We start from the raw sequence: 26,819 nt of genomic DNA on the forward strand, positions 1-26,819 counted from the left end.
AACACGCTATAGCGGGTGGGAATGCGGAGTTCGCGAGACCCTCAGCTCAGCGCAACGACACGGTCGCCGCGTTGTTCGAGGATGACGTCGCCGGCAACGGTCGTGGTGACCGGCCCCGCATTCGAGTCCCGCTCCACCGGGATCGTTCTTATCAGCGCGCCGGTTGACAGATCGAGCACGGCGATGCCGAAATCCACTGGAACCAACAAGTTCCCGGCCATCACGGTGCCGGGTCCGAGGGCCCCGGGGAAAGTCCAGTGGGGGGCGAGGTCCGCAGCACCGAGGGCGACCACGTTCGTGCCGGTCCACCAGGTGACCACCGAACCGCTCTTCGCGATCGCCTGATTCGAGCTCACCGGGACTGGGAGCACATACTCTGATTCGGCGTTGCCGGATCCGTCGAACCATCCGATCCGCGGTCCGTTGATACTGCCCGCGGGGAGATAGACGGCGGTGGTCTCGTCGGACACGCCAAGGATGCGGGCGCCTTCGACGCCGGCGCCCAATCCGGCCATGACGTGCGAGCCGTATTCTTCAGGCTCCTGATTGTCCTTGGGTGCGGGATTCATGATCGTCAGTCTGTCGGCAACCTCGCCGGGGCAGCGTTCGATGACGGACAAGCGGCTGCTGCTCGAGTCGGCGTCGATGAGTGTGCATCCGCTACGTGGCTGTTTTCCAGGGTTCACGGGCGCGTCGACTCGTCCGTATTCGACGGTGCGCACCAAATCTGAACGCCACAGTTCCAGCCTGCTGTCACCGCGGGAGGACACGTACGTTCCGTCCGATTTCAGCGTCACTTCAGGATCGGCGTCACTGGTCCGCGCGGCCAAACGCCGACCGGTGCCGCCGTCGAGTTCGGTGACTTGGGAGCACCCTCGGTCGTCACGGTAGACGGCCACGATCTTCTCCCACGCGGCAGTCACGCCGCAGAGGGCGAGATCGCGCTGGTAGCGCCAAAGCTCGGTACCGGAGACGACGTCACGTCCCACGACCTCCCCACCCTCCGCGGTGACGACTGCACCACCCGCGACAAGGGGTGCGGTCGTGGCGGAACTGGGCGCGTCCCAGGCAGGCGTCAATGTCTGCGGTACCGCCTGGGCGGCGACGAGCGCGGGAGGCTCGGCGGCGGCGGCGATCGAGGTAGTTTTGCGCGCATCACTGCGCAGCCACACCACGGTGAAGGCGATCAGGACCGCCAGTGCGATACCGGCGGCAATGACGAGATCGGCTCGGGTGCGCCGCTCAGGTGCAAGCACGGCGGTCGTCTGCCGAAGCGTTCGTCGTGGCACCGACCTTGGAGGCCCGAGTGCGCCTTCGCCGACGGCGCTTGGACGGACGGTCACCATCGGCGTCCGCGCTTGCAGCAGTCGGTTCGGGTGTAGTTGGTTCGGGCGCAGTCTGTTCGGGCGCGGTCGGTTCGGACGACTTGGACTCGGCGTTCGCGCGGTCGACGGGACGGCCGCCCCGGGTGCGGCGCCGTGTGCGCGTGCGTGTGCGTGCCGGACGTTCGGCGCGGTCGGTGCGTTCGCCCCCTGTACCGGTCGACGCTTTCGTCGGAGACGCCTTCTTGACGGTGCCGGTCGACTCGGAGGGAATCGACAATTCCTCGTACAGGTGGGGCGAACTCGAGTAGGTCTCGACCGGTTCGGGCACGCCGAGGCCGAGCGCCTGGTCGATCAGTTTCCAGCGCGGGATGTCGTCCCAATCCACCAGCGTCACCGCGACCCCTGCACGCCCAGCACGACCGGTGCGGCCGATCCTGTGAATGTAGGTCTTCTCGTCCTCGGGGCATTGGTAGTTGATCACGTGGGTGACGTCGTCGATGTCGATACCGCGCGCTGCCACGTCGGTCGCGACGAGGACGTCGATCTTGCCCGACCGGAACGATTTCAGGGCCTTCTCGCGGGCAATCTGATTGAGGTCGCCGTGCACCGAGCCGACGGCGAACCCGCGCTCGGCGAGTTCGTCGGCAACTTTCTGGGCTGTGCGCTTGGTCCGTGTGAAGATCATTGTCGCGCCGCGACCGTCCGCCTGTAGGACACGGGCCACCATTTCTGCCTTGTCGAGTGCGTGGGCTCGATAGATGTGCTGGCTGGTCCGTTCGTGAACGGCGGACGACTCGGCTTCCTCCGCGCGGATGTGCGTCGGTTGACTGAGGAATGTTCGCGCGAGCGTAATGATCGGGCCCGGCATGGTGGCCGAGAACAGCATCGTCTGACGTTTGTCCGGAACCATCCCGAGAATGCGCTCGATATCGGGGAGGAAGCCGAGGTCGAGCATTTCGTCCGCCTCGTCGAGAACCAGAACTTCGACCTTGCCGAGGATCAGGTGGCCCTGGTTGGCCAGGTCAAGCAGACGACCCGGCGTACCCACGACCACATCGGCGCCCTTCTGCAGGGTCGCGATCTGGGTCTCGTAGGGCCTGCCGCCGTAGATGGCGAGTACCTCGAGCTTGTTCACCTCGCCCTTCAGGTACTTGGCCGCGTTCTCGATGTCCTTGCTCACCTGGAGGCACAGCTCGCGGGTCGGGACGATGACCAGGGCGCGGGGTGTGCCGTCGAGCGCAGCGGTATCGGCCGTTCCGGTGGCAATGCGGTGAAGCAAGGGAACGCCGAAACCGAACGTCTTGCCCATGCCCGTACGTGCCTGACCGATCAGGTCCTCGCCGGCCAGGGCGAGTGGCAGTGTCAATTCCTGGATTGCGAATGTGCGCTCGATACCGATCTCGTCGAGGGCGCGGACGATGTCGTCGTCGACTCCGAGTTCGGCGAAGGTGGGAGCGACGTGCGTGGAGTCGAGTTGCGCAGACAGCGTGGTCTCGGATGCGTCATCTTCGTGGTCGATAGTGATCTTGCTCAGGGGACTGGCCTTCCTCGTAGCTGCACGCACGCACGAGGTAAGGGCGGGGCCGCTGGTCGGCCCGATTTCCCAGTCGACGCTCGTCGATGTCCTCTTCCGAGTAGCTCCTGCCTCCGCCTCAGCACAGAAACCGTCAGATTTCGGCGAGGCGCGGCTGGGACCTTCGATCAGGTGCGCGCACAATATCGGTGGGAACCGCTGATCGGATCGTGACCGCGATCGTCACTGAACCGACGTTCCCCGTCACCGTGAACGTGTTGACGAGTGGTTACCCACGATCATTGTAGCCGGAGGACGTCTCACACATGGTTGAGCATGGTAAACGTCACCGCACGACACGCTAGGCTCTGGCGGCATGGAGCCCAACACGCCCGCATCCTCCGACCTCGTCATTCCCTCTGATCACCCCGGCGTCAGTGAACTGTTCGCTGTTCTCGCGTACGGCGAGATCTCTGCTTTCTACCGGTTGTCCGAGGACGCTCAGATGGCCCGGACACTGCGGGGAAAGGTGGCGCTTGCCAGTATGGCAGCCGCCGAGATGGGTCACTTCGAGATGCTCGAGGAGGCACTGACCGAGCGCGGGTTCGACATCTACGAGGCGATGGATCCGTTCGTCCGCGCCCTCGACAACTACCACGCGTCCACCACCCCGTCGACGTGGCTCGAGGCGTTGGTGAAGGCGTACGTCGGAGACGGGATTGCGGCGGACTTCTATCGCGAGATCGGGCATTCACTGCCTCCGGAGGCTGCGAAGACGGTCGAGGAGGTGCTCTCACAGACTGGCCACTCGGAGTTCGTTGTGCACGAAGTCCGGCAGGCGATCAAGGCTAGTAAGCGGGACAAGGATCGCCTCATGCTGTGGGGCCGGCGTCTACTCGGCGAGGCCGTGACCCAGGCTCAATTCGTGTTGGCTCAGCGCGAAGCACTTACCGACCTCGTCATCACTGCGTCCGGCGATCTCAACGGCGTCATGGCCCTGTTCGATCGCATGCAGCAAATGCACGCTGAACGAATGGCAGTGCTGGGCCTCGTCTGACGGCACCGCCGTCGTGCCTCGTCTGACGGCACCGCCGGCGTGTTCGCTCAGGGCACAGCACGCGGACGCGCATCGGAAGACAGCCCTGCATTAGCCTGGCCGGGACAGCTGGTGTTTCTCAGAGAGTTCGGAGGTTGACCGTGGAGGTCAAGATCGGTGTAATCGACAGCCCGCGTGAGCTCATCGTCAGCAGCGAACAGACCCCGGACGAGGTCGAGGCACTGGTCTCGGGTGCCCTCGGCAGCGGCGACGGGATCCTGTCTCTGCAGGATGACAAAGGACGCAAGTACCTCATTCAGTCAAGCAAAATCGCCTACGTGGAGATCGGCCCGTCCGATAGTCGCAAGGTTGGATTCGCTCCCACAACGTGAGTGCTGCCACTAGGTGAGTGCAAGGTAAGGGCCCGCAGTCCATGCAGACGGCTGCGGGCCCTTTCTCGTCTTCGCTCAGCGTTGCTCGGGTTGTAGTGGAACGCGAGACAGCCCGCCCCAGGCGAGCGTGACGGTGGTGTCGACCGCTTCCTCTTTCGGAATCGGCCGCGACGCCTCCAGCCAGTACCGTGCGGTGAACTGGCTGGCGCCGACGAGCCCCACGGCGAGGATGCGGGCGCGGTAGGGGTCGAGCCCGGAGTCTTGGCTGACAAGGTCGAACACGGCATCGACGCAGGCCTCGGTGGCGTGCTCGACACGACTCTGCACCTGTGACTCACCCATGAGGTCTGACTCGAAGACGAGACGGAAGCCTTGCGTGTCGTTGTCGACGAAGTCGAAGAACGCCTGCACGGCGGCGCGAACGCGCTGCTTGTTGTCCGTCGTCGAGCGCAATGCCTGCCGGACACCTGAGATCAGGCTGTCGACGTGACTCTGTAGCACCGCGACGTACAGTTCGAGCTTGCCTGGGAAGTGCTGGTACAAGACAGGCTTGCTCACTCCGGCACATTCTGCGATCTCGTCCATTCCGGCAGCGTGATACCCGCGCGTGACAAAAACCTCGCTGGCAGCGGCCAGTAGCTGAAGTCGCCGGGCGTCTCGGGGAAGACGCGCGCTGCGACGTGCCCCGGCGCCCTTTCCGGTGGTGGCGTCGCGATCGGAGTTGGTCCGATCCGCGAGTTCAGTCATAGCACTTCCAATCTGCACAAGTTGATCACGTCACATTCTGTAGTAACTGTGTGAACGATACCCGCGCGTAGGTAACTCATCACGGCGGACTCACAAGGTTCACAAGGTCCAGGGTATTGCCTGACCAGTAACTAGAGTGCCGTATCGATCGTTCGTGCCCGTTGATCTGGGTAGCCGAATCATTGCGAACCGGGTCGATGTGACACGCCGGGATGATCTGTCGATCGAGAGCTGGGTCGAGGAGGTGCCGAACTGTGAGACTCTGGTCGGGTGATTGACCGAGGAGGACCACCCGTGGGTGGCCGGGCTCCCGAGAATTTCGAGGATGAAGAGCGATCACGCCGTGTCGGCCAGCGTGATTCACGCAGCGTCGACCGGCGAAATACGCGCAGTGTCGACTACCGTGACGTCCGGACTCGCGCTTGGCCGGTGGCTGAGGAGCAGGCGCGTCAACCACTCCGCGCGCAATGGGATCCGACGAGGCGCGATCTCGGTAAACCCCGGAACCCTCGTCCGGTGCGGCATGTTCGGAAGCAGAGCCGGATCGGCAGGTTCGTCTCGATGTATGGCTGGCGGGCGTACGCGATTCCGATCCTGCTGATTGTCACCGTCCTCGTCGTGGTCGATGCGGTCCGGGGCGCTGGTACCGACGAGTCGCTGGGCGAGACCGGTACCCCGGGATTCGGCAACCTCTCACACGACGCGCAAGATTCTGCTGTCACCGACAGCCCGCCCAAGGCCGATGGCAGTTTCGCTGCCGACCTGCCGTCGGGTGCGCTACCCGCCGGCGGCCCCTTTACGGTCGAGGGTGCCGGTACGTGGCATATCGTCCCGGGAAGCGGGCCGAAGGTCGGCGAAGGTACCGAACAAGACTTCACGTACACAGTTGAGGTGGAGGACGGGATCGACACCTCCGGGTTCGGTGGCGACGAGTCCTTCGGCCGGATGGTTGATCAGACACTGGCGAACCCGAAGAGTTGGACGAAGGATCCGCGTTTCGCGTTCCGTCGTGTCGACGAGGGCGACCCAGACTTTCGAATCTCGCTCACCTCGCAGATGACGGTACGCGAGGGGTGCGGATACGACATCGAACTCGAGGGCTCTTGTTACAACCCCAGCATGGGCCGAGTGCTGCTCAACGAGCCTCGCTGGGTGCGAGGTGCGATCGACTTCCAGGGCGACATCGGTTCCTACCGCCAGTATCAGATCAACCACGAGGTCGGTCACGCCATCGGCTACGAGGCTCACCAGCCGTGTGAAACAGAGAACGGGCTGGCACCGGTGATGATGCAGCAGACCTTCGGGACTTCGAACAACGACATCGCGGAACTAGATCCCGAAGGCGTCGTACCGATGAATGGTCTCACCTGTCGTTTCAACCCCTGGCCGTTCCCTCGCGGATAGCAGGCCACGCAGCAGGCCCTGCGGATGGCTCGATCGGGAAGAATCGGTTCCGGCAGGATGTTGGAACTAGGGCATCTAGACAACTAGGGCATCTGGACAGGCCATCTACGTGGGAAGCCGCGCAATCGTCAGGAGTGGACCGTGCTGCTCGACCGTTCTGTGAATACCCCCCAGGCACTACCGCCTTTGGTGGAACCGGATGCCGAACTCACCCGGGAAGAGGTCGCGAGGTACAGCAGGCACCTGATTATTCCGGATGTCGGTATGGCGGGGCAGAAGCGACTCAAGAACGCGAAGGTGCTTGTGATCGGCGCCGGTGGTCTCGGCTCTCCGGCGCTTCTCTATCTCGCGGCCGCAGGTGTGGGCACGATCGGCATCGTCGAGTTCGACGAGGTGGACATGTCGAACCTGCAGCGGCAGGTCATTCACGGCCGTTCGGACCTGGGTCGCAGCAAGGCCGAGAGCGCCCGCGACTCGATCCTCGAAATCAATGACGCTGTCGACGTCCGGCTGCACCAGTTCCGCCTCGAACCGGACAATGCAGTCGAGTTGTTCCGACAGTACGATCTGATCCTCGACGGAACCGACAACTTCGCCACCAGGTATCTCGTCAACGATGCCGCAGTGCTGGCGCACAAGCCCTATGTGTGGGGTTCGATCTACCGCTTCGAGGGTCAGACGTCCGTCTTCTGGGAGGACGCGCCGAATGGTCGCGGACTCAACTACCGCGACCTGTACCCGGAGGCACCACCGCCTGGCATGGTCCCCTCGTGCGCCGAGGGGGGCGTGCTCGGTGTGTTGTGCGCGTCGATCGGCTCGATCATGGCAACCGAAGCGGTCAAGTTGATCACCGGAATCGGGGAATCCCTGTTGGGCCGGTTGATGGTGTACGACGCACTCGATATGACCTATCGCACCATTACCCTCCGACGGGACCCCGCGCGGACACCGATCACCGAGCTGATCGACTACGACGAATTCTGTGGCGTGGTGTCCGAGGAGGGTCAAGCGGCGGCAGTTGGATCGACCATCACTGCCACGGAGTTGGCCGAGCTTCTCGACTCTGGCACGGACATCGAGCTGGTCGACGTCCGTGAGCCCGTCGAGTGGGACATCGTCCACCTACCGGGCGCGGTACTGATCCCCAAGGACCGCATTCTGTCGGGCGAAGCGCTGTCCGAGCTTCCGCAGGACAAACAGATCGTCCTGCACTGCAAGACAGGTGTGAGGTCTGCCGAGGCGCTGGCGGCGCTGAAGGAGGCGGGTTTCTCTACCGCCACGCATTTGCAGGGCGGCGTCATGGCGTGGGCGAAGCAGGTGGATTCCAGCCTTCCGGTGTACTGAGTGGCCGAGCCCGGCGAGTTGGGCCCGGTGCGTAGCCGGATATGCGGCCGCTGTATGATTGCCGATTTCTGATCAGCGCGTCTTCCACGGTGGCGGGGTTGGTCGGCGGTAGCGTTGGCGTTGTGAGCACAGGCCAACCACCTCTTCACGTGTGCTCCACGTTCGGCCTCCGGGACGTCGAGCCCATTGCACTCGGTGCGGACTGGGACGGCGGGTGGCTCTGTGGAGACGTAGTCCTGTCGTCCGTCGCCGACCACGCACGCGCGGCGTGGTCGGCCAAGGTTCGCGAGACCCTGGAGGTCGATGGGTTGCGGCTCGCCCGGCCAGTTCGTTCCACGGATGGCCGCTACGTTGTTTCGGGGTGGCGCGCCGACACATTCGTCGAGGGCACTCCGGAACCGCGGCACGACGAGGTCGTGTCGATGTCGGGTCGGCTCCACGCGGCCACCTCGAAGCTTGAACGTCCTCGCTTCCTGGCGCAACCGCCGCGGGCACCGGGGGAAGAGGTCGACGTGTTCGTGGCCGCGGACCGCGCAGCCTGGGAGAAGACCCCACTTCGTGGCATGACGGGCGCCGACCAATTCGAGCTGCCGTCGTCCGATGGGCGCAAGAGCCTCGAGCTGATCACCGGTCTCGCGACCCTGCGCAAATCTGTCACCAGCCCAGACCAGTTGGTGCACGGCGACCTGTTCGGCACCGTTCTCTTCTCCGGTGCACTTGCGCCCGGCATCACCGACATCACTCCGTACTGGCGCCCGGCGCCGTGGGCCGCGGCGGTGGCCGTCGTGGACGCCATCTCATGGGGCGGCGCCGACGAAGCACTCATTTCGCGCTGGGACGATCTACCGGAGTGGCCGCAGATGCTGTTGCGCGCCGTTCTGTTCAGGCTTGCCGTCCACGCGCTGCACCCGAGGTCCACGGCCGAAGCGTTCCCAGGACTCGCCCGTACCGCAGACTTGGTGCGCCTGATTCTTTGAGGTCTTTCCAAGTCGAGGTCGTTCCAGGTCGAGGTCGTTCCAATCGACTTTCCTGCTAGCTCAACAACTCGGTGAACAGGTCGCGCGCGGCCTGAGAGGCGCCGAGTTCGTCGCCCTCTACGACGGCGGCGATCAAGCGTGAATGCTCGTTGTGAAATCCCCGGCCATTGGTATGCACGCGCCGATTCACGGTCTGCTCGATCGAGGGCAGCAGCGAGTCGTAGAACTCGAGGTACACGGTGTTGTGGCTTGCTTCTACGACTGCGCGATGCAGTGCGATATCGGCGGCGATCGCCGCCTCGGCATCGGATTCGGTCCAGCGGCGGCGACGCTCTTCGGACAGTTCTTCGAGTCGTTTGATGTCGTCCGGTGTGCGCCGCCGAGCGGCCAGCGCGGCGGCGGTCACATCGAGTGCTTGGCGTAGTTCGGTGACATCGCGCTCATGGGCGGCCGAGAAGTACTTGCCGAGCGTGCCTCCTACATCGGAGGTGGCGATCACGTACGTGCCCGACCCCTGTCGCCGTTCGAGCATTCCGGCGTGGACGAGTGCCTGGACGGCCTCGCGAACGGTGTTGCGACCCGTCCCGGTCAGTTCGGAGAGTTCGGTTTCGGTGGGGATCTTCTCTCCGACGGCCCACCGGCCGCTGTGAATGTTGTCACGCAGCTGATCGGTGACCTGCGAGATGAGACTTGCCCGTTTGACCGGTCCTCCGAAAGTCATCCTGTCATCCTATGATTCCTGCCGTGAAACCTCAGCACGGTCGCCTTCTGGTCTTCTGCGCGATCGTGATGTCGGCGCTCGTCCTCAGGCTGGCGGTCACCTCGTTCTCCCCGTTGGCCTCCATGGTGGGGGAGGAGATCGGGTTCTCGCCGACCGTGGTGGGAGTATTCGGAATGGTGCCGACGGCGATGTTTGCGCTGTTCGGGCTGGGGACGCCGTTGATCGTCAAGCGGTGGGGGTTGGAGTCGACCGCGCTGGCCGCGATGTTGATGGCCGGAGTGGGGATGCTCGTCCGGGCTCTGATGAGCGACACGTGGTCGCTGCTGGCGCTGTCGGCTCTCGCTCTCGCGGGGATGGGAATCGGCAACGTGGTCATTCCGCCGCTGGTGAAGCGTTACTTCTCCGACCGTCTTGCGCGGATGAGTTCCGTGTACATCGTCGGCGTCCAGATCGGCACCATAGCCCCTGCCTTCGTGGCGGTCCCTCTCGCGGAGGGGTTCGGGTGGCGCTTCTCGATCGGTGTCTGGGCGCTCTTCGGTTTCGTCGCCGCGGTGCCCTGGATGTTGATTCTCACCCGTGTCCGGCGTCGCAGTTGGGCGCTCTCGGAGGTTGCAAAGCCTGTTGGCGGTCAGGTGGAGCAGCCTCCCGGTAGTGCCTGGCAGTCGCCGCTGGGGTGGGGAATGGCCGGCATGTTCGGAATGACCTCGATGATCACGTACTCGATGTTCGCGTGGATCCCCGACATCCTCGGCCGCGCCGGCGCGAGTGCCGCGTTCGGCGGTGCCATGGTGGGACTGTTCTCGTTCATGGGGCTGGTCGCGGCTTTCGGCGCTCCCACCCTGTGCGCACGAATGCAAAATCCGTTCCCGATCGTGGTCGGATGTGCCGTCTGCTACATCGTGGCCTTCGGCGGGTTGCTGTTCGCCCCGATGAGCGCGCCGATCCTCTGGATCGTGCTTCTCGGACTCGGGCCCAGCACGTTCCCCATGTCGTTGGCGCTGATCAACTTCCGCACGCGCAGCGACATCGGATCGTCGACGCTGTCCGGGTTCACACAGGGTGTGGGCTACGCCGCCGCCTGTCTCGGTCCGCTGCTGTTCGGCGTGTTTCACGAAGCATCGGAAGGTTGGGCGATGTCGTTCGGTTTCCTGACGGTCGGCGTGGTGGTCCTCCTCGTCGCGGCCTATCAGGCTTGTAAACCACGGATGCTCGAGGACGGCTGGCCCGCCCCCAGCCAGCCTGAGGTGGCCGTGCGGCACGCCTAGGAAGTGAGCCGCGCTCAGGGAACATTGCGGCAACCTCACATCGCCCCAGCCGGTCGAGTGAGGATCAATTGACGCTGTGGTCACCCGCCGCAGCACCATCGCAACAGCACTTTTCTACCTTTGATTCCCAACCGATCTGGTCGGGCATGGCGCCGTTCATGGCGACCGGGATCTTGGGCATCGACCCGACGGGTACGAAGGAGTGACGGCATGGGTAGCAGGTCAGCAGTAGTCATCGGGCACGGAATGGTCGGACACCGGTTCGTCGAGGCGCTGCGCGAGCGCGACGATTCAAACGATTGGTCGGTGACTGTGCTGTGTGACGAGCCGATTCCGGCGTACGACCGGGTGGGTCTCTCGTCCTACGTCGGCTCCTGGGACCACCGGGAACTCGCTCTCGCAGGCAACGACTACCCGGGTGACGCATTCGTCGACCTCCGGATCGGCAGTCGGGCGGCCTCGATCGATCGCGAGCTCCGCACGGTCACGACGGACTCGGGTGAGGTCTTCGATTACGACGCTCTTGTGATGGCCACCGGTTCGTACCCCTTCGTGCCGCCGATCCCCGGCCACGACCGGCCCGAGTGCTTCGTCTATCGGACCCTCGCCGACCTCGATGGGATCCGGGCACGCGCCGAGGCCGCCGGTCCCGGTGCCGCCGGTGTCGTGGTGGGCGGCGGCTTGCTCGGTCTCGAGGCGGCCAACGCGCTGAAGCTGATGGGTATGACGCCCCACGTCGTTGAGTTCGCGCCACGCCTTATGCCGCTGCAGGTGGACGAGGGCGGAGGAGCGCTTCTGGCCAACCTCGTCACCGACCTGGGTCTCACCGTCCACACCGGGGTCGGTACCTCCTCGATCACCGAAGGCCCCGAAGGCGTGAGCGTCGAACTCTCGGATGGCTCGGTGATCGAGGCCGCGCTGCTGGTGTTCTCCGCCGGCGTGCGTCCGAGGGACCAGCTGGCCCGCGACATCGGGCTCGACGTCGGCGAGCGCGGTGGGATCGTCACCGACCTCGGCTGCCGGACATCGGACGAGAACATCTACGCGGTCGGCGAATGCGCTGCGGTGGAGGGTCAGTGTTACGGACTCGTCGCCCCTGGCTACACCACTGCGGAGATAGTCGCGGATCGGCTACTCGGCGGTGAGGCAGAGTTCCAGGGCGCCGACTTGTCGACCAAGCTCAAGCTGATGGGTGTGGATGTCGCCAGTTTCGGCGACGCCCACGCGCAGGCGCCCGGTGCGCTCGAGGTCGTGCTCAGCGACGCCGCGAAGGGTACCTACGCCAAGCTCGTCGTCTCCGATGACGCGAAGACGCTGCTCGGCGGAATCTTGGTCGGGGACGCGTCCGCGTACGCGTCGCTGCGGCCACTGGTGGGCCGTGAACTCCCGGGTGACCCCGCGGCGCTGATCTCGCCGGCGGGGGAGAAGCCCGGCGCCGGCTCGTTGCCCGACGATGCCGAGGTGTGCTCGTGCAATGGCGTCACCAAGGGCGCGATCTGCGGGGCGATCGCCGAAGGTGCCTGCGACATCGCACAGGTCAAGAGCTGCACCAACGCGGGAACGACATGCGGCGGCTGTCTCCCTACGATCAAGCAGCTGCTGGCGTCGTCCGGTGTGGTGATGTCCAAGGCTCTGTGCGAGCACTTCGAGCAGTCCCGCGCAGAGCTGTTCGAGATCGTCCAGGCCACCGGCACCCGAACGTTCTCCGCATTGATCGCCAAATACGGCAAGGGAACGGGCTGCGACATCTGCAAACCCGTCGTCGCGTCGATCCTCGCGTCCACCGACTCGGATCACATCCTGCATCGCAACCAGGCGAGCCTGCAGGACACGAACGACCACTTCCTGGCCAACATCCAGAAGAACGGCACCTACTCGGTGGTGCCGCGCATGCCCGGCGGTGAGTGCACCCCCGAGCAACTCATCGTCATCGGTGAGGTGGCCCGCGACTTCGGTCTGTACACGAAGGTGACCGGCGGTCAGCGCATCGACCTCTTCGGCGCCCGCGTCGAACAGTTGCCGGCCATCTGGAAGCGCCTCGTCGATGCCGGCATGGAGTCCGGTCAGGCGTACGGAAAGTCGCTGCGCACCGTGAAGAGCTGTGTCGGGTCGACTTGGTGCCGGTACGGCGTGCAGGATTCGGTGGGCATGGCGGTCGACCTCGAGAATCGGTACCGTGGTCTGCGCTCGCCACACAAGCTGAAGTTCGGGGTCTCGGGCTGTGCCCGCGAGTGCGCGGAGGCCCGGGGCAAGGATGTGGGCGTCATCGCTACCGAGAACGGTTGGAACCTGTACGTCGGAGGCAACGGGGGTCAATCGCCGAAGCACGCACAGCTACTCGCTGGCGGTCTGGACGACGAAACACTGGTCCGATACATCGACCGCTATCTCATGTTCTACATCCGCACCGCAGATCGGTTGCAGCGGACCGCACCGTGGGTGGAGTCTCTCGAAGGGGGCCTGGACCACCTAAAGGATGTGGTCTGCAACGACAGTCTGGGTATCGCCGCGGAACTCGAAGCAGCGATGGCCAAGCACGTCGACGGGTACGTGGACGAGTGGGCGGGCGTCCTCGACGACCCGGAGAAGTTGTCTCGATTCGTCTCGTTCGTCAACGCGCCGGAGGAGGCCGATCCGACCGTCGCGTTCGATGAAACCGGCGTGCGGAAGGTCCCGGTTCTGATGGGAATGCCGGGATTCGCAACTTCTACACGGGAGTAATCCCTGCTTAACGGCGAGGAAACACCCATCCCGAACCATGGTCTTCACAACGGATACGCGATTTCGCGAGGGAAGGACTCCTCAATGACCGTCGTCGACATGAAAGTGCACAGCTCCAGCGGAACCAGGCGCGACAGCGTCACGTCGGGCCGACTCGAATGGACGTCGGCGTGCCCGCTCAGCCAGCTGATTCCCGGCTTGGGGGTAGCGGTGCTGCTGCGGGATGGGGAGCAGGCCGCACTGTTTCTGCTCGAGGACGGATCCCTCCGCGCCGTCGGCAACATCGACCCGTTCGGTCGAGCGGCGGTGATGTCCCGGGGGCTCGTAGGTGACCGGGCGGGAGAGCCGACCGTCGCATCACCGCTACTCAAGCAGGTGTTTTCATTGGTCGACGGTCGGTGCCTCGACGATGAGAATGTTCGGCTACCGGTGTATGACGTGCGGGTGTGGGCCGGCGTCGTTCAGATTCACAGCGCCCAGGTTCGCACTACGGGCGCGTGAACACCGTGACGTCCCTAGATGGATTCACGGTCGGGATCACCGCGTCCAGGCGTGCGGAGGAGCTCGCGACCTTGTTGACGCGGCGTGGCGCGGCGGTGGTGCACGCTCCGGCGATTCGCATCGTCCCGTCGGCCGATGACCGCGAACTCGAGCGCGTGACGTGCGAGATCGTTGCCGACCCACCGGATGTCGTTGTCGCGACGACAGGAATCGGCTTTCGCGGTTGGATGGCCGCTGCGGAAGGCTGGGGGCAGGCCGAGGAACTGGGCCGGGCGCTCGGGTCGAGCAGGCTGCTGGCCCGAGGTCCCAAGGTCGGTGGGGCGATCAGGGCCGCCGGGCTGGAAGAGGAATGGTCACCGGATTCCGAGTCCTGTGCGGAGGTGCTCGATCGCCTTCTCGCGGAGGGCGTCGAGGGACGACGTATCGCGATCCAGTTGCCCGCTGCCGGCCCGGACCGGGTCGAGGATGCTTGTGACGTGCTGCGCCGCGCGGGCGCCGAAGTCGTGGGCGTCCCCGTATACGGGTGGACTCCGTCCGAGGACCGGGCCCCGATGGACCGAATGATCGAGCTCGTCGCGACCGGTGGACTCGACGCTGTGACCTTCACCAGCGCGCCGGCAGCGTCAACGCTACTGAAACGAGCCGAGGAGACCGGAATGATCGAGATGGTGCTCCACTCGTTCCGGCATCGTGTCCTCGCGGCGTGCGTCGGATCGGTCAGCGCCGGGCCCTTGCGTGAACTCGCAATACCGGTGACCTTTCCGGAGCGCTCCCGCCTGGGCGCGCTGGCGCGGCACATCGAAGACGAACTGCCCTCTCGGGCCGACACGATTCATGCCGCCGGCCACGAGCTCAGCATTCGTGGCGGATGTGTCGTCGTCGATGGTGAGGCGAGGCAACTCCCCCCCGCCGCGATGTCGCTGATGCGCGCCCTCGGTTCCCAGCCCGGGCGGGTCGTCCCGAGGGAGGACCTGCTCGCGGCACTGCCCGGCGGAGGCGGCGACACCCACGCCGTTGAGATGGCGGTCGCGAGGTTGCGCGCGTCCCTTAAGGCACCGAAAGCAATACAGACCGTGGTCAAGCGGGGATATCGGTTGGCCGTCGACCACTTCGATGCACGCGTGGAGGGACTGTAATGACCGGGACAGCACTGGTATTGGTGGCACACGGAACGCGCAGCCCACGGGGGGTGGAGATGATCGCCCGGCTCTCGGACGCCGTCTCCGCGTATGTGTGTCACACCCGGGTGGCCTTCGTGGACGTTCTCGGGCCGTCTCCTTCCGAGGTGCTGCGCGACATATCCTCTCCAGCCGTGGTGGTCCCGGCGTTCCTGGCCTCCGGCTATCACGTCCATACCGACGTTCCGCGGGAGGTCGCAGACAGCGGGCACCGAGCGGTGTCCGTGAGTCGGGCGCTCGGACCCGATCCGGTCCTCGCGGATGTCATGCTGCGTCGACTCGTCGAGGCGGGGTGGCAACCCGGCGACGCCATCGTGCTCGCCGCTGCCGGGTCGTCCGACCCGCGCGCACTGCGTGACGTGCGCCGCGCCGCGGCGATGCTGTCCGAACTCGCAAACTCGCGGGTCAGGATCGGGTATGTCGCCACAGGGCAACCGCGCGTTCCGGATGTCGTCGCCGAACTCCGTGCTCGAGGGGAGAAGCGGGTGTTCGTCGCCTCATATTTGTTGGCGCATGGGCTGTTTCATCAGCGTCTCGCCGATGCCGGCGCCGACGGAGTCGCGGAACCGCTCGGCGTGGACCCGGCGATCGTTTCCCTGGTGGCCGACCGCTTCCGCAACTGCCTCCCAGCGTCCGGCGGCGCTACGCAGGAACCCGTCGAGGTGCCGCGTGAGCGGCACGGTAGAGAATCCCCGGCCTTCAGGCCGGGGAGGACGTCAATCCAGTGCTGATTGGGCGTTCTGCGGACCCATCAGCGCGGTAGCCACACCAGTTCGGCGAGTTCCCCGTCGGCTGCACCTGCGGGAACCAGCGCGAGTGCTTCGCGGCCGACGACCCCGGCCAGATGGGCGGTCCGGATGGCGGGGTCGGCGCGCCAGGCTCCGTCCGGTTCCGGAACGACCGGCAGGATGCGCACCGTGTCACTGCTGACCTCGGATGCGTTCGCGATTCGACCGAGCGGGATCGGGGTCGGACTGCGACCGGTCAAGGCAGCCACGATGGCCGGACCCGTTGTCAGAAGCGTCGCGACAGCGGCATACGGGTTTCCCGGCAGGCCGAGCACTACGCGCCCATCCGGTAGCAGGGCAGTCAGTTGGGAGCCGCCGGGCCTGCACTGCACTCTGCTCACCACCATCCGGGCCGCAGCCCGGTCGAGTGCCCCCCGCAATTGGTCGGCGGCGCCGCCACCGGTGGCACCCGCGATCACTATGAGGTCGGGCCGATGCACTTGACTGAGCAGTTCGTCGAAGCTGTCGGATGTGTCTCGCAGGTGGGTGTCGGCGATGGTACGGATTCCGCACCATGAGAGGAATTGGGGGAGAACGGGACCGAGCGCGTCCCGGGTCTGTCCTGGGCGCAGTGGGCCGTCCCGTCGAATCTCGTCCCCGGTCAGCACAACGTGCGCACGCACGGGGCCCCGAACGGCCGCGAAGGTCGCTTCCGCGCTTGCGCCCACAGAGGAGAGTGCGGGCGTGACGGCCGTTCCCTTCGCGGCGAGACGATGCCCCACCGGCCAGTCCTCGCCGGGCCGCCGCACATCGTCCCGCATCGGGGTGCCCTCTCGGCGGCGTAGTTGTTTGCCGTCGGGAGTATCTGTCCTGACCGCGAATTCGTCGCGGACGACGGTGGTTGCTCCGCTGGGTAGATGTGCACCCGTCGCGATTCGTGCGGCCTCACCCTCCTCGAGCTCGAGCTCCCCCGAGCCGCCTGCGTAGCGGATGTCGTCGCGTAGCAACCACGGTCCGTCGCCCGCGACCGCGTATCCGTCCATCGCGGACATCGAGATTCGGGGCAGCGACTCGGCCGCGACCAGTGGTTCGGCGAGCGTGGCGCCGAGTGATTCCCCGAGAGATGCGACACGCGGTGCAAGCGGGGGAACCATGTCGAGGATTGCGCGCCTGGCCTCGCCGATGGTGACCGGTGCCCCCGTGACGCCGCTGCGGGCTCGTTCGAGGTCTTCCGGGGTATCACAGTCGGTGATGCCGTCCAGGATGACGGTTTCGAATTGGTCCGGCACGAGCGCCTTCATCGGCTGATTGACGGTGGAGCCGAGGGCGCGGATCCGGTCGTTCAACGCCGCGACCCGCCACGCCGACAGCAGGAACTGCAGTCGCCCCGTTTCGTCGACCGCGAAGACGGCTTCCGTGTCGTCCAGTGCGCCCCTGAGGGTCTCGACCACCGCGGGGCTCAGGAATGGCAGATCCGAGGCGAGGAGAATCACCCGATCCGACGGTTCCGCGTCCAGCGCAGCGAGGCCGGCGGCCACGCCGGCTACCGGACCGGATCCCGGCGGATTCTCCTGGGCCTGCAGGACGGGCGGGCCGACATCGCCGCGCGGAGGTCCGACCACGACGATGCGGTGACAACCGTTGACAGCGTCGAGCGCCGTGTCGAGCATCCGGCGTCCGCCCACGACAATTGCCGGCTTGTCCACGCCGCCCATCCGCGTTGCTCGTCCGCCGGCGAGGACGATCGCGTGGACGGGTATTGTCAACTCCATTCTTTCATGCTGCCCCATGCCCGTGGTCGCTGTAGAGTGACTACGCACCGACGGCGGTCGGGGTTCGGTTGGCTGCGTGAAAAGCAACGGATCCTCCCCCCGGTGCTCTGGCATTGTCGAGTCCGTTGATCTGATAGTGGAATTGTGGGGGACGTATGGCCTTATTGGTTCGTAGATCTTTTCGCTCCGCGGCACTCGCCTCGGTATTCGCACTGGCTGTGACACTCGTCGGCGAGGCTACGTCAGGGGCGCAACCGCCTCTGGACCAAACGCCCAGTGCTGATGCGGGGTTCCTCACCCCCGATCCGGACCCCTTCTACGCGCCTCCGCCGAATATCGCCGACTACGCGCCAGGCCACGTCTTCGAGGTTCGCCGACTGCCGGACACTCCCTACTTCCCCGGAAGCACGGTGTGGGAAATCGCGTTCCGTAGCACGGACTCGCAGGACAGGCCGATCGTCGCGAACACCACCTACGTACGCCCTCCGAACCATGTGCCGGACGGCCCGGTGCTGTCCTACCAGCACATCATCAACGCGCTCGGTAGCAAGTGCAAGATCGCCAACACGCTGTACACCAGTGATCCGACTTCGAAGCTTCGCGAAGCTGTCGGTCTCAACGTTGCGCTCGCGCGCGGGTGGGCCGTGGCGTTGCCCGACCATCTGGGCCCGCGGATGGCGTACGGCGCCGCCAAGCTCGGTGGCCAGATCACTCTCGACGGTATCCGTGCCGTGCAGCAAGTTCCAGAGTTGCAGGCAACGAACAGCAAGTTCGGACTGGCCGGGTATTCCGGCGGCGGTATGGCAACGACGTGGGCAGCCGCGCTGGCGCCCACATACGCACCCGAACTCGACATCGTCGGCATCGCAGAGGGCGGAACCCCGATGAACCTGGTGAAGATGGGGGAGGGCCTGGGCGGCGATCCGCACCCCGCGTTCGGCCTTGCGATGGCCGCTGTGTTGGGGCTCGAGCGTGAGTACCCGGCTCGTGTCGACGTCACCGGCCAACTCAACGACGAGGGTCTCCGGATGAAGCAGTTGCTAGGCGACAGCTGCAGTTACGAGATCATTGCCTTCGGAGCAGGCCGCAGCGCCGCGCAAGTGACCGACAATGAGAACTTCCTCGAGGACCCGGACCTGCGGAAGGTGATGGAGGAGAACAGCCTGGAACTGTACCCGGGAGTCCCCACCGTCCCCATCTTCAATTGGCACAGTCCCACCGACAACCTCGTTCCCGTCGACTCGATCGACGCAACGTTGCGTCGCTACTGCGACGCGGGCACACCGGTTCAGACGCTGCTCACCCCGGCGCCGGACCACCTGACACCGGCGGCGCTCGGGCTGCCGCAGGCATTGGACTGGCTAGACGCCCGATTCCGCGGCGAACCCGCGCCCAGCACGTGCTGAGCGCGGGTGCTCACCCGTAGTCGAATCGATGCCGTGCCGCCGCGAGATCCACGCGGCCTTCCCTGATCGGGACTCCCTCGACTTCGAGCCTGGCGATCTGACGACGTGCGAGGTGCGCAGGCGGACGGCCCGATGCGTTCAACACGCGGTGCCACGGGAGGTCGGCGGAGTCCGTCCGCATGATCCAGCCGACGGTACGGGGGCTCGACAGCCCGGCAGTCGCAGCGATGTCGCCGTAGGTGACCACCCGACCGGAGGGGATCGACGCGACGAGTGCGCGCACGCGTTCGACCTGTTCCTCAGTCGTCTGGGCCATCAGAGCAGTTTGCGTATGATTGCCGCCACATCGTCCGGCCTGGCCTGCGCGACCATGTGATCGCATTCGATGTCGACAGCGGTCAGATTTTCGCCGAGATGCTCAGTGAGGGCACGGCGAAAGGCAGGAGTGACGTACGGGGGTTGCACCTTCGACGCCTGTACCAGAACGGTGGGTAGGTCCTCGGGCGGTAGGACGGGGTCACGCGCGAGTTCGCCCCACGCGCTGACGACGGCGGGAGTGGACAGCCGCCAGTTGACCCTTCCGTTATCCAGGGGAACGAGGTGTTCGGCGATCTCGATCTCGAGCGCGTCGCGTGGTACTTCACCCCATGCCCCGTCGAGCTTCTCTGAGCGGGCCTCGTCGACGTCGGTGTAGTCGGGGGAGGAGATGGTGAGGTCCGCAACAGTCCGCATCAGTTCGGGATCGAGTCCGATCGCCGGATCGAGCAGGACGAGACCGGTGATCCGGTCAGGCACGGCGCGGGCCAGGTGCAGCCCCAGTGCGCCGCCGAAGGAATGCCCGACCACCAGAACCGGTCCGTGCGCGTGCGCGTCGAGCGTATCGATCAGGCTCGAAACATGAGCCTCGAGGTTCCACGGCGGCGCCCAGGTGGACAGGCCGTGACCTCGTAGGTCGGGGGAGATCCACCGAGCGTCGGGCAATTGGCCGTCGGCAATCGCCTCCCACCGCCTGCCGTGACCGGTGAGACCGTGCAGGGCAAGGATCTCCGGGCCGTCCTGGGCACCGAACAGATGCGTATGCAGTGCTGACACGTGACCCATGATGCCGGATGTCGGAAGGTTCTGGTGGAATGCCCTGCATGACGAAACCGGCGGCGCGCACCTCGCCCACTAAAACAGCGCGCCCGACGTCGACTCCTCATGCCAGGCTGGTATATCGCCGCGCCCCCGGTCCGCCGGCACGGACCTGGGACGAGTCCACGCAACACATCTTCACCGCACCGCCGTGGGACCCGGGCTGGAGTCCCTGGCAGGTCCTCGGCGGTCCGGGCACAGGCAAGACGTCGCTACTCGTCGACCTCGCGGTCGATCGGATCGCCGGTGGGGCAGACCCCGAGTCCGTGCTGGTGTTGACGCAGTCGCGAAGAGCGGCCGAACAGGTGCGCGAGCAGGTTACGTCCGCGCTCATCGGCCACGACGAACAGCACGGGCCACGGGCGACGCGGGAACCGCTCGTGCGAACCGTCCACTCGTATGCCTTCGCCGTACTGCGACTGCAGGCGGCGGCTCACGGGAACCCGCCCCCGCGGCTCATCACCGGCGCCGAGCAGGACGCCGTGTTGCGTGAGATGCTGCACGGCGATATTGCGGACGGCGGACAGATGTGGCCCGAGAGATTACGTCCCGCATTGGCGTTGGGTGGGTTCGCCAATGAACTCCGCGACATGATGCTGCGTTCGAGCGAGCGTGGGCTCGGCCCGGAAGACCTGATCAGGCTGGGCCGTCGGCACGAGCGGCCGGAATGGGTTGCGGCGGGAAAGTTTGCCGCCCGATACGAGCACGGCATGCTGCTGCGCGGCGCGGTCGGCATGGAGGCGCCTGAGGCCACGGCGCCTGCCCTCGATGCCGCCGAACTCGTCGGGGCTGCTCTGACCGCGTTCGCCACCGACCCCGACCTGTTGCACAGGGAAAGGACGCGCGTACGGCACCTGCTCGTCGACGACGCTCAGCATCTCGATCCTCAGGCCGCCGAACTGGTCCGACTGATCGGCACCGGTACTCACACGACCGTTGTGGCAGGCGACCCGGACCAGTCGATCTACGGATTTCGTGGCGCAGACCCGTCGTTCCTCGCGGATCTGGCGGACAAGGCGGATCCGCGCCAGGTGGTGCTGCCGGAGAACTTCCGTAGTTCGGCGGATGTCGCGGCGACGGCGGCGCGGATCAACTCTCGGCTTCCGGGCCATCTGCCGCACCGGACCTGGGCCCCCTCCCGCGACGGCGGAAGAACGTCCGTCCGTGTCCTGGGCAGTGTCGCGAAGGAAGCCGCGCTGATCGCCGACACCTTGCGTCGCGCGCATCTTCTCGACGGTGTGCCGTGGTCGGAGATGGCGGTAATCGTACGTTCGGTACCGCGTGCGCTGGCCCCGCTGCGGCGCGCACTCCTCGGCGCAGGAGTTCCCGTCACAACCGCGGCGTCCGAGTTGCCGTTGGCCAGCCAGCACGGGGTGTCGGGGCTGATGCTCGTGTTGCGCGCCCTGTCGGGACGAGAATTTACGGGCGAAGACGCACTCGCTCTGCTCGCCGGGCCGATCGGCGGTGCAGAACCCGTGGCGCTCAGGCGTCTTCGTCGGGGTTTGCGACGGGCGGAACTGGCGGCCGGCGGTACCCGCGATTCTGCGGAACTGCTCCGGCTCGTGGTGGTCGGCGAGACCGACAGCACCCGCAGAGTTACCGCCAAATTGACCGATGTCGAGGCTGCGCCCCTGAACCGGGTGCTGTCCGTGCTGCGCAAGGCGAAAGTGCCGTTGGACCGTGGCCGCGGAATCGAGGAGGTTCTGTGGGCGGCGTGGCGGGCGACCGGCCTCGAACGCCGTTGGTCGGCGGCCTCGGCCAGGGGCGGCCCGATCGGCGCGCAGGCCGATCGGGATCTCGACGCGGTCGTGGCGCTCTTCGATGCCGCGGCAGCATACGTGGATCGTCTCCCGCGTGCGCAACTCTCGGGGTTTGTCGACTACCTCAGCGGGCAGGCGATTCCGAACAGTGTGCGTAGCGCTTCCGCTGTCCCCGCCGAGGCGGTGTCGATACTGAGTGCCCACTCGGCGGCTGGTCGTGAGTGGGACGTGGTCGCCGTGGCGGGAGTGCAGGAAGGGCTGTGGCCGAACATGAGAGGACGGGGAAGCCTGCTTGGCACGGAGGCCCTGATCGACCTCACCAGCGGGGTGTCCGACGGAAGTGCGGCCTCCGCGGACCGCATGTCGCGAACGGCGCCGCTTCTGGCCGAGGAACGCAGGCTGTTCCTCGTTGCGTGTAGCCGGGCCAGGCAGTCCCTGCTGGTCACGTCCGTCGACACCGCAAGTGGGGACGCCGATCTCGTCCCTTCCCGTTTTGTCGACGAACTGCTCACCGGGGACGAGGACCCGGAGGTGGAGGAGGAGCAGTTCGACACCGATGGCCCGGCCGTCCGAGTCCTCGCTCTGCCTGCGCTCGTCGCCGAGTTGCGCGGTGTGGTCTGCGATCCTCTTCTCGCGGAGTCCGATCCCGCTCGTCAACGGCGCGCGGCACGTCAGCTCGCTCGACTCGCCGAGGCCGGAGTCCGGGGCGCACATCCCGATCAGTGGTACGGCACGGCCGAGCCGAGCAGCAGCGCCGCGTTGTGGGACGAGGTGGACGGGCCCGTCTCCCTATCGCCGTCCACCGTCGACCTGCTCAACACCTGTCCGCTGAGGTGGCTGCTCGAACGACACGGAGGCACCGACGGCGACAACACCCACGCCGTGGCTGGAACGCTGGTGCATACGCTCGTGCAGGCTCTCGCCGGACGCATTCCGGTCGACCAGGTTGATCAAGCGCTCGAGAATGCTTGGGATTCTATCGATCTGGGGTCTCAGTGGTACTCGCGGCGCGAACTCGACCGCACCCGGAACATGCTCGCCACGTTCACGGCGTGGCTCGGAAGAACGCGACCCGAACTCACCGAGATCGGCGTCGAGGTCGAGGTGGACGGCCCCCTGGAACCGCGCGAAGAAGGGGCCCCGAAGGTTCGGCTTCGTGGGCGCATCGACCGGCTCGAGCGCGACGCAGAGGGCAGACCCGTGATCGTCGACGTCAAGACCGCGCGCTCGCCTGTGACCAAGGAGGCGGCCCAACAACATGCTCAATTGGCGACGTACCAGGTGGCGTCGGCCATGGGTGCCATCAAGGGGGAGCCGAGGTCGAAACCGGGCGGTGCGCGCCTGATCTTCGTGGCCAAACCGAGCAAGAAGGAGGGTGCCAGCCAGCGGGTGCAGGCGCCGCTGACGGACGAGGATCTCGAGATGTGGCTCGACGTCATCCATGCGGCCGCAGCAGCCACCAAAGGGCCGCAGTTCCTCGCCAGGGTCAACGACGGCTGCCGGCACTGTCCGGTGCGGGCGAGTTGTCCGGCGCACGACGAGGGAAGGCAAGTGACGTCGGAATGAACATCCGCATCGATCCAGTGGATCTGGCGATCGGCTTGGGCCAACACCCGCCGACCCCCGAGCAGCAGGCGGTCATCAGTGCGGATCCCGGCCCGACCCTCGTCGTCGCGGGGGCAGGTGCGGGAAAAACCGAGACCATGGCGGCTCGCGTCGTGTGGTTGGTGGCCAACGGCCTCGTAGACCCGGGTGCCGTGTTGGGCCTGACCTTCACCCGCAAGGCAGCGCAGCAGCTGACCAGAAGGATCAGGAATCGCCTTGCCCGGCTGGCGGGTTCGGAGCTGCTCCGCAGAGTCGACCCGAGCGGTGATCTCAGGTCCAGGATTCGCGCTGGCGAGCCGGAGGTCAGCACCTACCACTCGTACGCCGGGCGGCTGTTGTCCGAGCACGGTCTCCTGTTGCCGATCGAGCCGTCGGCCACGCTGCTGTCGGAAACGGAACTGTGGCAGCTCGCGTATCGGGTGGTGAGCTCGTGGGACGGCGATCTCGACACCGACCGGAATCCGGCGTCGGTCACTGAAGCCGTGCTCGCGCTGTCCGGACAGTTGGCCGAGCACCTCGTCGAACCGGACGACCTGCGACAGGCGCACACCGAACTCGACAAGTTGGTTCACACGCTGCCCGCAGGCCCGCGTCAGCGTGGCGGCCCCGGTAAGGAACTGCTCGACATCCTCGACACTCAGCATCGGCGAGTGGAATTGCTTCCCTTGGTGGCTCGTCTGGCGGACACGCTGCGCCGCGAGGGTGCGCTCGACTTCGGCAGCCAGATGTCGCTGGCCGCGCGGGTGGCTTCGAGCCATCCTGAGGTGGGACTGGCCGAGCGCCGCCGGTTTCGGGCAGTGCTGCTCGACGAGTACCAAGACACGGGGCACTCGCAACGAGTGCTGCTGTCTTCGCTGTTCGGTGGCGGACTCGACGCCGATCTCGCTGTCACAGCAGTCGGCGACCCGATGCAGTCCATCTACGGCTGGCGAGGGGCATCGGCGGCCAACCTTCCCCGGTTTGCGACGGACTTCCCGCGGTCCGGCGGTGAACCTGCGCCTACGCTCGAACTGCTCACAAGCTGGCGCAATCCACCGGAGGCCTTGGCCCTGGCCAACATGGCCTCGGCCTCACTGCGTGAGCGGGGCGTGCCGGTCAGCACGCTGCGAGCGCGACCGGATGCGGTCTCCGGTGACGTCCGGCTGGCACTGACCACCGACGTTGTGCAGGAACGTGAATGGGTCGCGGATCGGATCGCTGAGCAGTACGCGGAGGCGGCGGAATCGGGGGCAAACCCGCCGACCGCTGCCGTACTGATTCGCCGAAACGTGGATGCCGCACCGGTCGCGGAAGTGCTTCGCTCCCGAGGATTGCCCGTCGAGGTGGTCGGCCTCGGTGGATTGCTGCATACCCCCGAGGTGGCCGACGTGATCGCAATGCTGCGGGTAGTCGCCGACCCGATGGCGGGTAGCGCCGCCGTGCGCATGCTGACTGGGGCGCGGTGGAGGATCGGGGCTTCCGACTTGGTAGCGCTGTCTCGAAGGGCGGCCGAACTGGCCATCGGAGCCAGATACGGCACGACCGGTGCCGTCACCGATCCGTCCGCTCTCGCCGATGCTGTCGGTGTGGCCCTGCCCGGTGAGCATGCCGAGCAAGCAGGGCTCGCGGATGCTCTGGCGGATCCCGGACCCGCCGAACGCTATTCGCCGGTCGGCTATGCACGGATAACCGCAGTGGCGGGCGAATTGGCCTCTCTGCGTGAGCGGATCGGACAGCCGCTCACCGAACTGGTAGCCGAAGTCGAGCGCGTACTCGGTATCGGAATCGAAGCGCAGGCCCGGACGGGATTGCCGGGACCCGGAAGTGCAGGGCGCGAGCATCTCGACGCATTCGCTGACGTCGTTTCCGGCTACGCGGCTCGTTCGTCGGCCACACTGACCGGGCTCCTGGCGTTCCTTTCGGCCGCAGAATCTGTCGAGAAGGGTTTGGCACCGGGAGAGGTCGAAGTGGACCCACACCGCGTCCAGGTCCTTACGGTGCACTCGGCGAAAGGGCTCGAGTGGGAGGTTGTGGCGGTCCCGCACCTCACCGCGGGTGTGTTCCCGTCGCGAACTGCTTCGGGGACCTGGCTCGGCGCGCTCGGCGAGCTGCCGCCGACATTGCGCGGCGACCGGGCCCGGCCGGGAGAGTCGGACGACGGCGTACCAGTGCTCGAACTCGAGGACGTGTACGACCGTAGGGATCTCGAAGATTCGGTGAAGGCGCACAAGGCGGCGCTGGCAGCACGCAAACTCGACGAGGACCGGCGGTTGTTCTACGTAGCACTCACCAGGACGGAACGCGTACTGTTCGCCTCCGGGCACCACTGGGCAGAGTCGGGAACCGAGCCGAAGGGTCCGTCGGACTTCCTGGCTGAGTTGCGTGACATGGTGACCGATGAGGCCCACGAGGGAATCGGGGTCGTCGACATATGGGCCCCGGCGCCCGGACCAGACGAAGGGAATCCGCTCACCAGCCTGCCGAAGTCGGCGCAGTGGCCGCAGGACCCACTCGGCCTCCGGCGCGAATCTGTCGAGCGAGGTGCAGCACTGGTCTTGGAGGCGCTGAAGGGGGCCGGGGGGACCGACCAGGAAGGCGAGGCCGACGACCCTGACAATTGGGCGGCCGATGTAGATGCCCTCCTTGCGGAGAGAGAGGCACGCATGAACGCTCGCGCCGAGGTTGTGCTGCCAAGCCAGCTGTCGGTCAGTCAGTTGGTCGAGCTCGAGGCCGATCCCGACGCGCTGGCGGCCAGGTTGCGGCGTCCGCTGCCGTATCCACCCAACCCGCTCGCCCGTCGGGGTACCGCCTTCCATGCCTGGGTGGAGCGCCGATTCGGGGCGTCCCGACTGCTGGACCTAGACGAGTTGCCCGGTGCCGCAGACGCGGGGGCGGGACCGGATTCCGATCTCGTGACCCTCCAGGAAGCCTTCCTGCAATCGTCCTGGGCGGAGCGTATCCCGGTTGACGTCGAGGTTCCGTTCGAGACCTCGTTGGCCGGGACAGTGTTGCGCGGGCGAATCGATGCGGTGTTCGAAGACCCGGACGGTGGATGGACGGTGATCGACTGGAAGACCGGCAAGGAGCCGAGCACGGCGAATGAGAAGGCCGTGGTGATGCAGCTGGCTGCCTACCGACTGGCCTGGGCCGAGCTGGCAGGCGCCGACGTGGAGCGGGTGCGAGCCGCGTTCCACTACGTGCGCACGGGCCGGACGATTGCGCCGGACGACCTGCCCGATGCAGATGGCCTCGCGCGTCTCATCCGCACTGCCGGGGCCGAAGACGGCAAATAATCCAGCAAGTGGTCGCGC

20 protein-coding genes are annotated in these 26,819 nt (G+C 66.1%); 13 read left to right on the forward strand and 7 right to left on the reverse strand.

All coding sequences use genetic code 11. From position 1 onward, the window contains the following. Positions 1-41: 41 nt before the first annotated feature. Complete coding sequence (locus BFN03_RS04675) at positions 42-1,256, reverse strand: Rv3212 family protein (RefSeq protein WP_070378037.1); 1,215 nt, start codon at positions 1,254-1,256, stop codon at positions 42-44. Continuing rightward, complete coding sequence (locus tag BFN03_RS04680; RefSeq protein WP_070378038.1) at positions 1,243-2,889, reverse strand: DEAD/DEAH box helicase; 1,647 nt, start codon at positions 2,887-2,889, stop codon at positions 1,243-1,245. The genes BFN03_RS04675 and BFN03_RS04680 overlap by 14 nt, the downstream gene beginning before the upstream one ends. Positions 2,890-3,214: 325 nt before the next feature. Here BFN03_RS04680 and BFN03_RS04685 point away from each other — a divergent pair, with 325 nt between their 5' ends. Both BFN03_RS04685 and BFN03_RS04690 read left to right on the forward strand, forming a co-directional pair. After that, positions 3,215-3,895 carry a ferritin-like fold-containing protein gene (locus tag BFN03_RS04685; protein ID WP_070378039.1) on the forward strand — a complete coding sequence of 227 codons (681 nt, stop codon included), beginning with the start codon at positions 3,215-3,217 and terminating at the stop codon, positions 3,893-3,895. Between the two features lie 140 nt (positions 3,896-4,035). Then, complete coding sequence (locus BFN03_RS04690) at positions 4,036-4,266, forward strand: DUF3107 domain-containing protein (RefSeq protein ID WP_070378040.1); 231 nt, start codon at positions 4,036-4,038, stop codon at positions 4,264-4,266. 75 nt (positions 4,267-4,341) lie between these two features. Here the strand turns inward: BFN03_RS04690 and BFN03_RS04695 are convergent, their stop codons facing one another. Continuing rightward, a complete protein-coding gene (locus BFN03_RS04695) occupies positions 4,342-5,013 on the reverse strand; it encodes a TetR/AcrR family transcriptional regulator (protein ID WP_070378041.1) in 672 nt (223 codons plus the stop codon). Between the two features lie 429 nt (positions 5,014-5,442). Here BFN03_RS04695 and BFN03_RS04700 point away from each other — a divergent pair, with 429 nt between their 5' ends. The 3 genes from BFN03_RS04700 to BFN03_RS04710 all read left to right on the forward strand — a co-directional run bounded on the left by BFN03_RS04700 (position 5,443) and on the right by BFN03_RS04710 (position 8,738). Further along, entirely contained in the window at positions 5,443-6,417 is a 975-nt protein-coding gene (locus BFN03_RS04700) for a DUF3152 domain-containing protein (protein WP_442971875.1), read from the forward strand. Between the two features lie 159 nt (positions 6,418-6,576). Next, positions 6,577-7,761, forward strand: coding sequence for an adenylyltransferase/sulfurtransferase MoeZ (moeZ, locus tag BFN03_RS04705; protein WP_070380616.1), 1,185 nt, complete (start codon positions 6,577-6,579; stop codon positions 7,759-7,761). A 122-nt stretch (positions 7,762-7,883) separates the two neighbouring features. Beyond that, positions 7,884-8,738: a TIGR02569 family protein gene (locus BFN03_RS04710; protein ID WP_070380617.1), complete on the forward strand. Its 855-nt coding sequence runs from the start codon at positions 7,884-7,886 to the stop codon at positions 8,736-8,738. 55 nt (positions 8,739-8,793) lie between these two features. On the opposite strand, the gene BFN03_RS04715 is transcribed toward BFN03_RS04710, so the two are convergent. After that, on the reverse strand, positions 8,794-9,459 hold the full coding sequence (locus BFN03_RS04715) for a FadR/GntR family transcriptional regulator (protein ID WP_070378043.1): 666 nt from the start codon (positions 9,457-9,459) through the stop codon (positions 8,794-8,796). 68 nt (positions 9,460-9,527) lie between these two features. On the opposite strand from BFN03_RS04715, the gene BFN03_RS04720 reads away from it, so the two are divergent. From BFN03_RS04720 to BFN03_RS04740, 5 genes are all read left to right on the forward strand, one after another. Then, entirely contained in the window at positions 9,528-10,724 is a 1,197-nt protein-coding gene (locus tag BFN03_RS04720; protein WP_232320498.1) for an MFS transporter, read from the forward strand. Positions 10,725-10,934: 210 nt separating this feature from the next. Continuing rightward, a complete protein-coding gene (gene nirB / locus BFN03_RS04725; protein ID WP_070378045.1) occupies positions 10,935-13,445 on the forward strand; it encodes a nitrite reductase large subunit NirB in 2,511 nt (836 codons plus the stop codon). 84 nt (positions 13,446-13,529) lie between these two features. Next, complete coding sequence (nirD, locus tag BFN03_RS04730; RefSeq protein WP_070378046.1) at positions 13,530-13,946, forward strand: nitrite reductase small subunit NirD; 417 nt, start codon at positions 13,530-13,532, stop codon at positions 13,944-13,946. After that, positions 13,943-15,082, forward strand: coding sequence for a uroporphyrinogen-III synthase (locus BFN03_RS04735; protein ID WP_070378047.1), 1,140 nt, complete (start codon positions 13,943-13,945; stop codon positions 15,080-15,082). The genes nirD and BFN03_RS04735 overlap by 4 nt, the downstream gene beginning before the upstream one ends. Then, positions 15,082-15,855 (forward strand): sirohydrochlorin chelatase, encoded by a 774-nt coding sequence (locus BFN03_RS04740; RefSeq protein ID WP_070378048.1) that lies wholly within the window; start codon positions 15,082-15,084, stop codon positions 15,853-15,855. The genes BFN03_RS04735 and BFN03_RS04740 overlap by 1 nt, the downstream gene beginning before the upstream one ends. Before the next feature lie 20 nt (positions 15,856-15,875). Here BFN03_RS04740 and BFN03_RS04745 read toward each other — a convergent pair whose 3' ends face one another. Then, positions 15,876-17,624: an NTP transferase domain-containing protein gene (locus tag BFN03_RS04745; protein ID WP_070378049.1), complete on the reverse strand. Its 1,749-nt coding sequence runs from the start codon at positions 17,622-17,624 to the stop codon at positions 15,876-15,878. 155 nt (positions 17,625-17,779) lie between these two features. Between BFN03_RS04745 and BFN03_RS04750 the strand changes: the two genes are divergently transcribed. Next, positions 17,780-19,030, forward strand: a complete 1,251-nt coding sequence (locus BFN03_RS04750; RefSeq protein WP_070378050.1) for a lipase family protein — start codon at positions 17,780-17,782, stop codon at positions 19,028-19,030. A 10-nt stretch (positions 19,031-19,040) separates the two neighbouring features. Here the strand turns inward: BFN03_RS04750 and BFN03_RS04755 are convergent, their stop codons facing one another. Next, on the reverse strand, positions 19,041-19,346 hold the full coding sequence (locus BFN03_RS04755; RefSeq protein ID WP_070378051.1) for an MGMT family protein: 306 nt from the start codon (positions 19,344-19,346) through the stop codon (positions 19,041-19,043). Next, positions 19,346-20,131 (reverse strand): alpha/beta fold hydrolase, encoded by a 786-nt coding sequence (locus BFN03_RS04760; protein ID WP_070378052.1) that lies wholly within the window; start codon positions 20,129-20,131, stop codon positions 19,346-19,348. The genes BFN03_RS04755 and BFN03_RS04760 overlap by 1 nt, the downstream gene beginning before the upstream one ends. Positions 20,132-20,169: 38 nt before the next feature. Here BFN03_RS04760 and BFN03_RS04765 point away from each other — a divergent pair, with 38 nt between their 5' ends. After that, entirely contained in the window at positions 20,170-23,490 is a 3,321-nt protein-coding gene (locus tag BFN03_RS04765) for an ATP-dependent helicase (RefSeq protein ID WP_070378053.1), read from the forward strand. Further along, entirely contained in the window at positions 23,487-26,801 is a 3,315-nt protein-coding gene (locus BFN03_RS04770; protein WP_070378054.1) for an ATP-dependent helicase, read from the forward strand. The genes BFN03_RS04765 and BFN03_RS04770 overlap by 4 nt, the downstream gene beginning before the upstream one ends. The last annotated feature ends 18 nt before the right edge of the window (positions 26,802-26,819 follow it).

The organism is Rhodococcus sp. WMMA185 (assembly GCF_001767395.1).
GTDB lineage: Bacteria > Actinomycetota > Actinomycetes > Mycobacteriales > Mycobacteriaceae > Rhodococcus_F.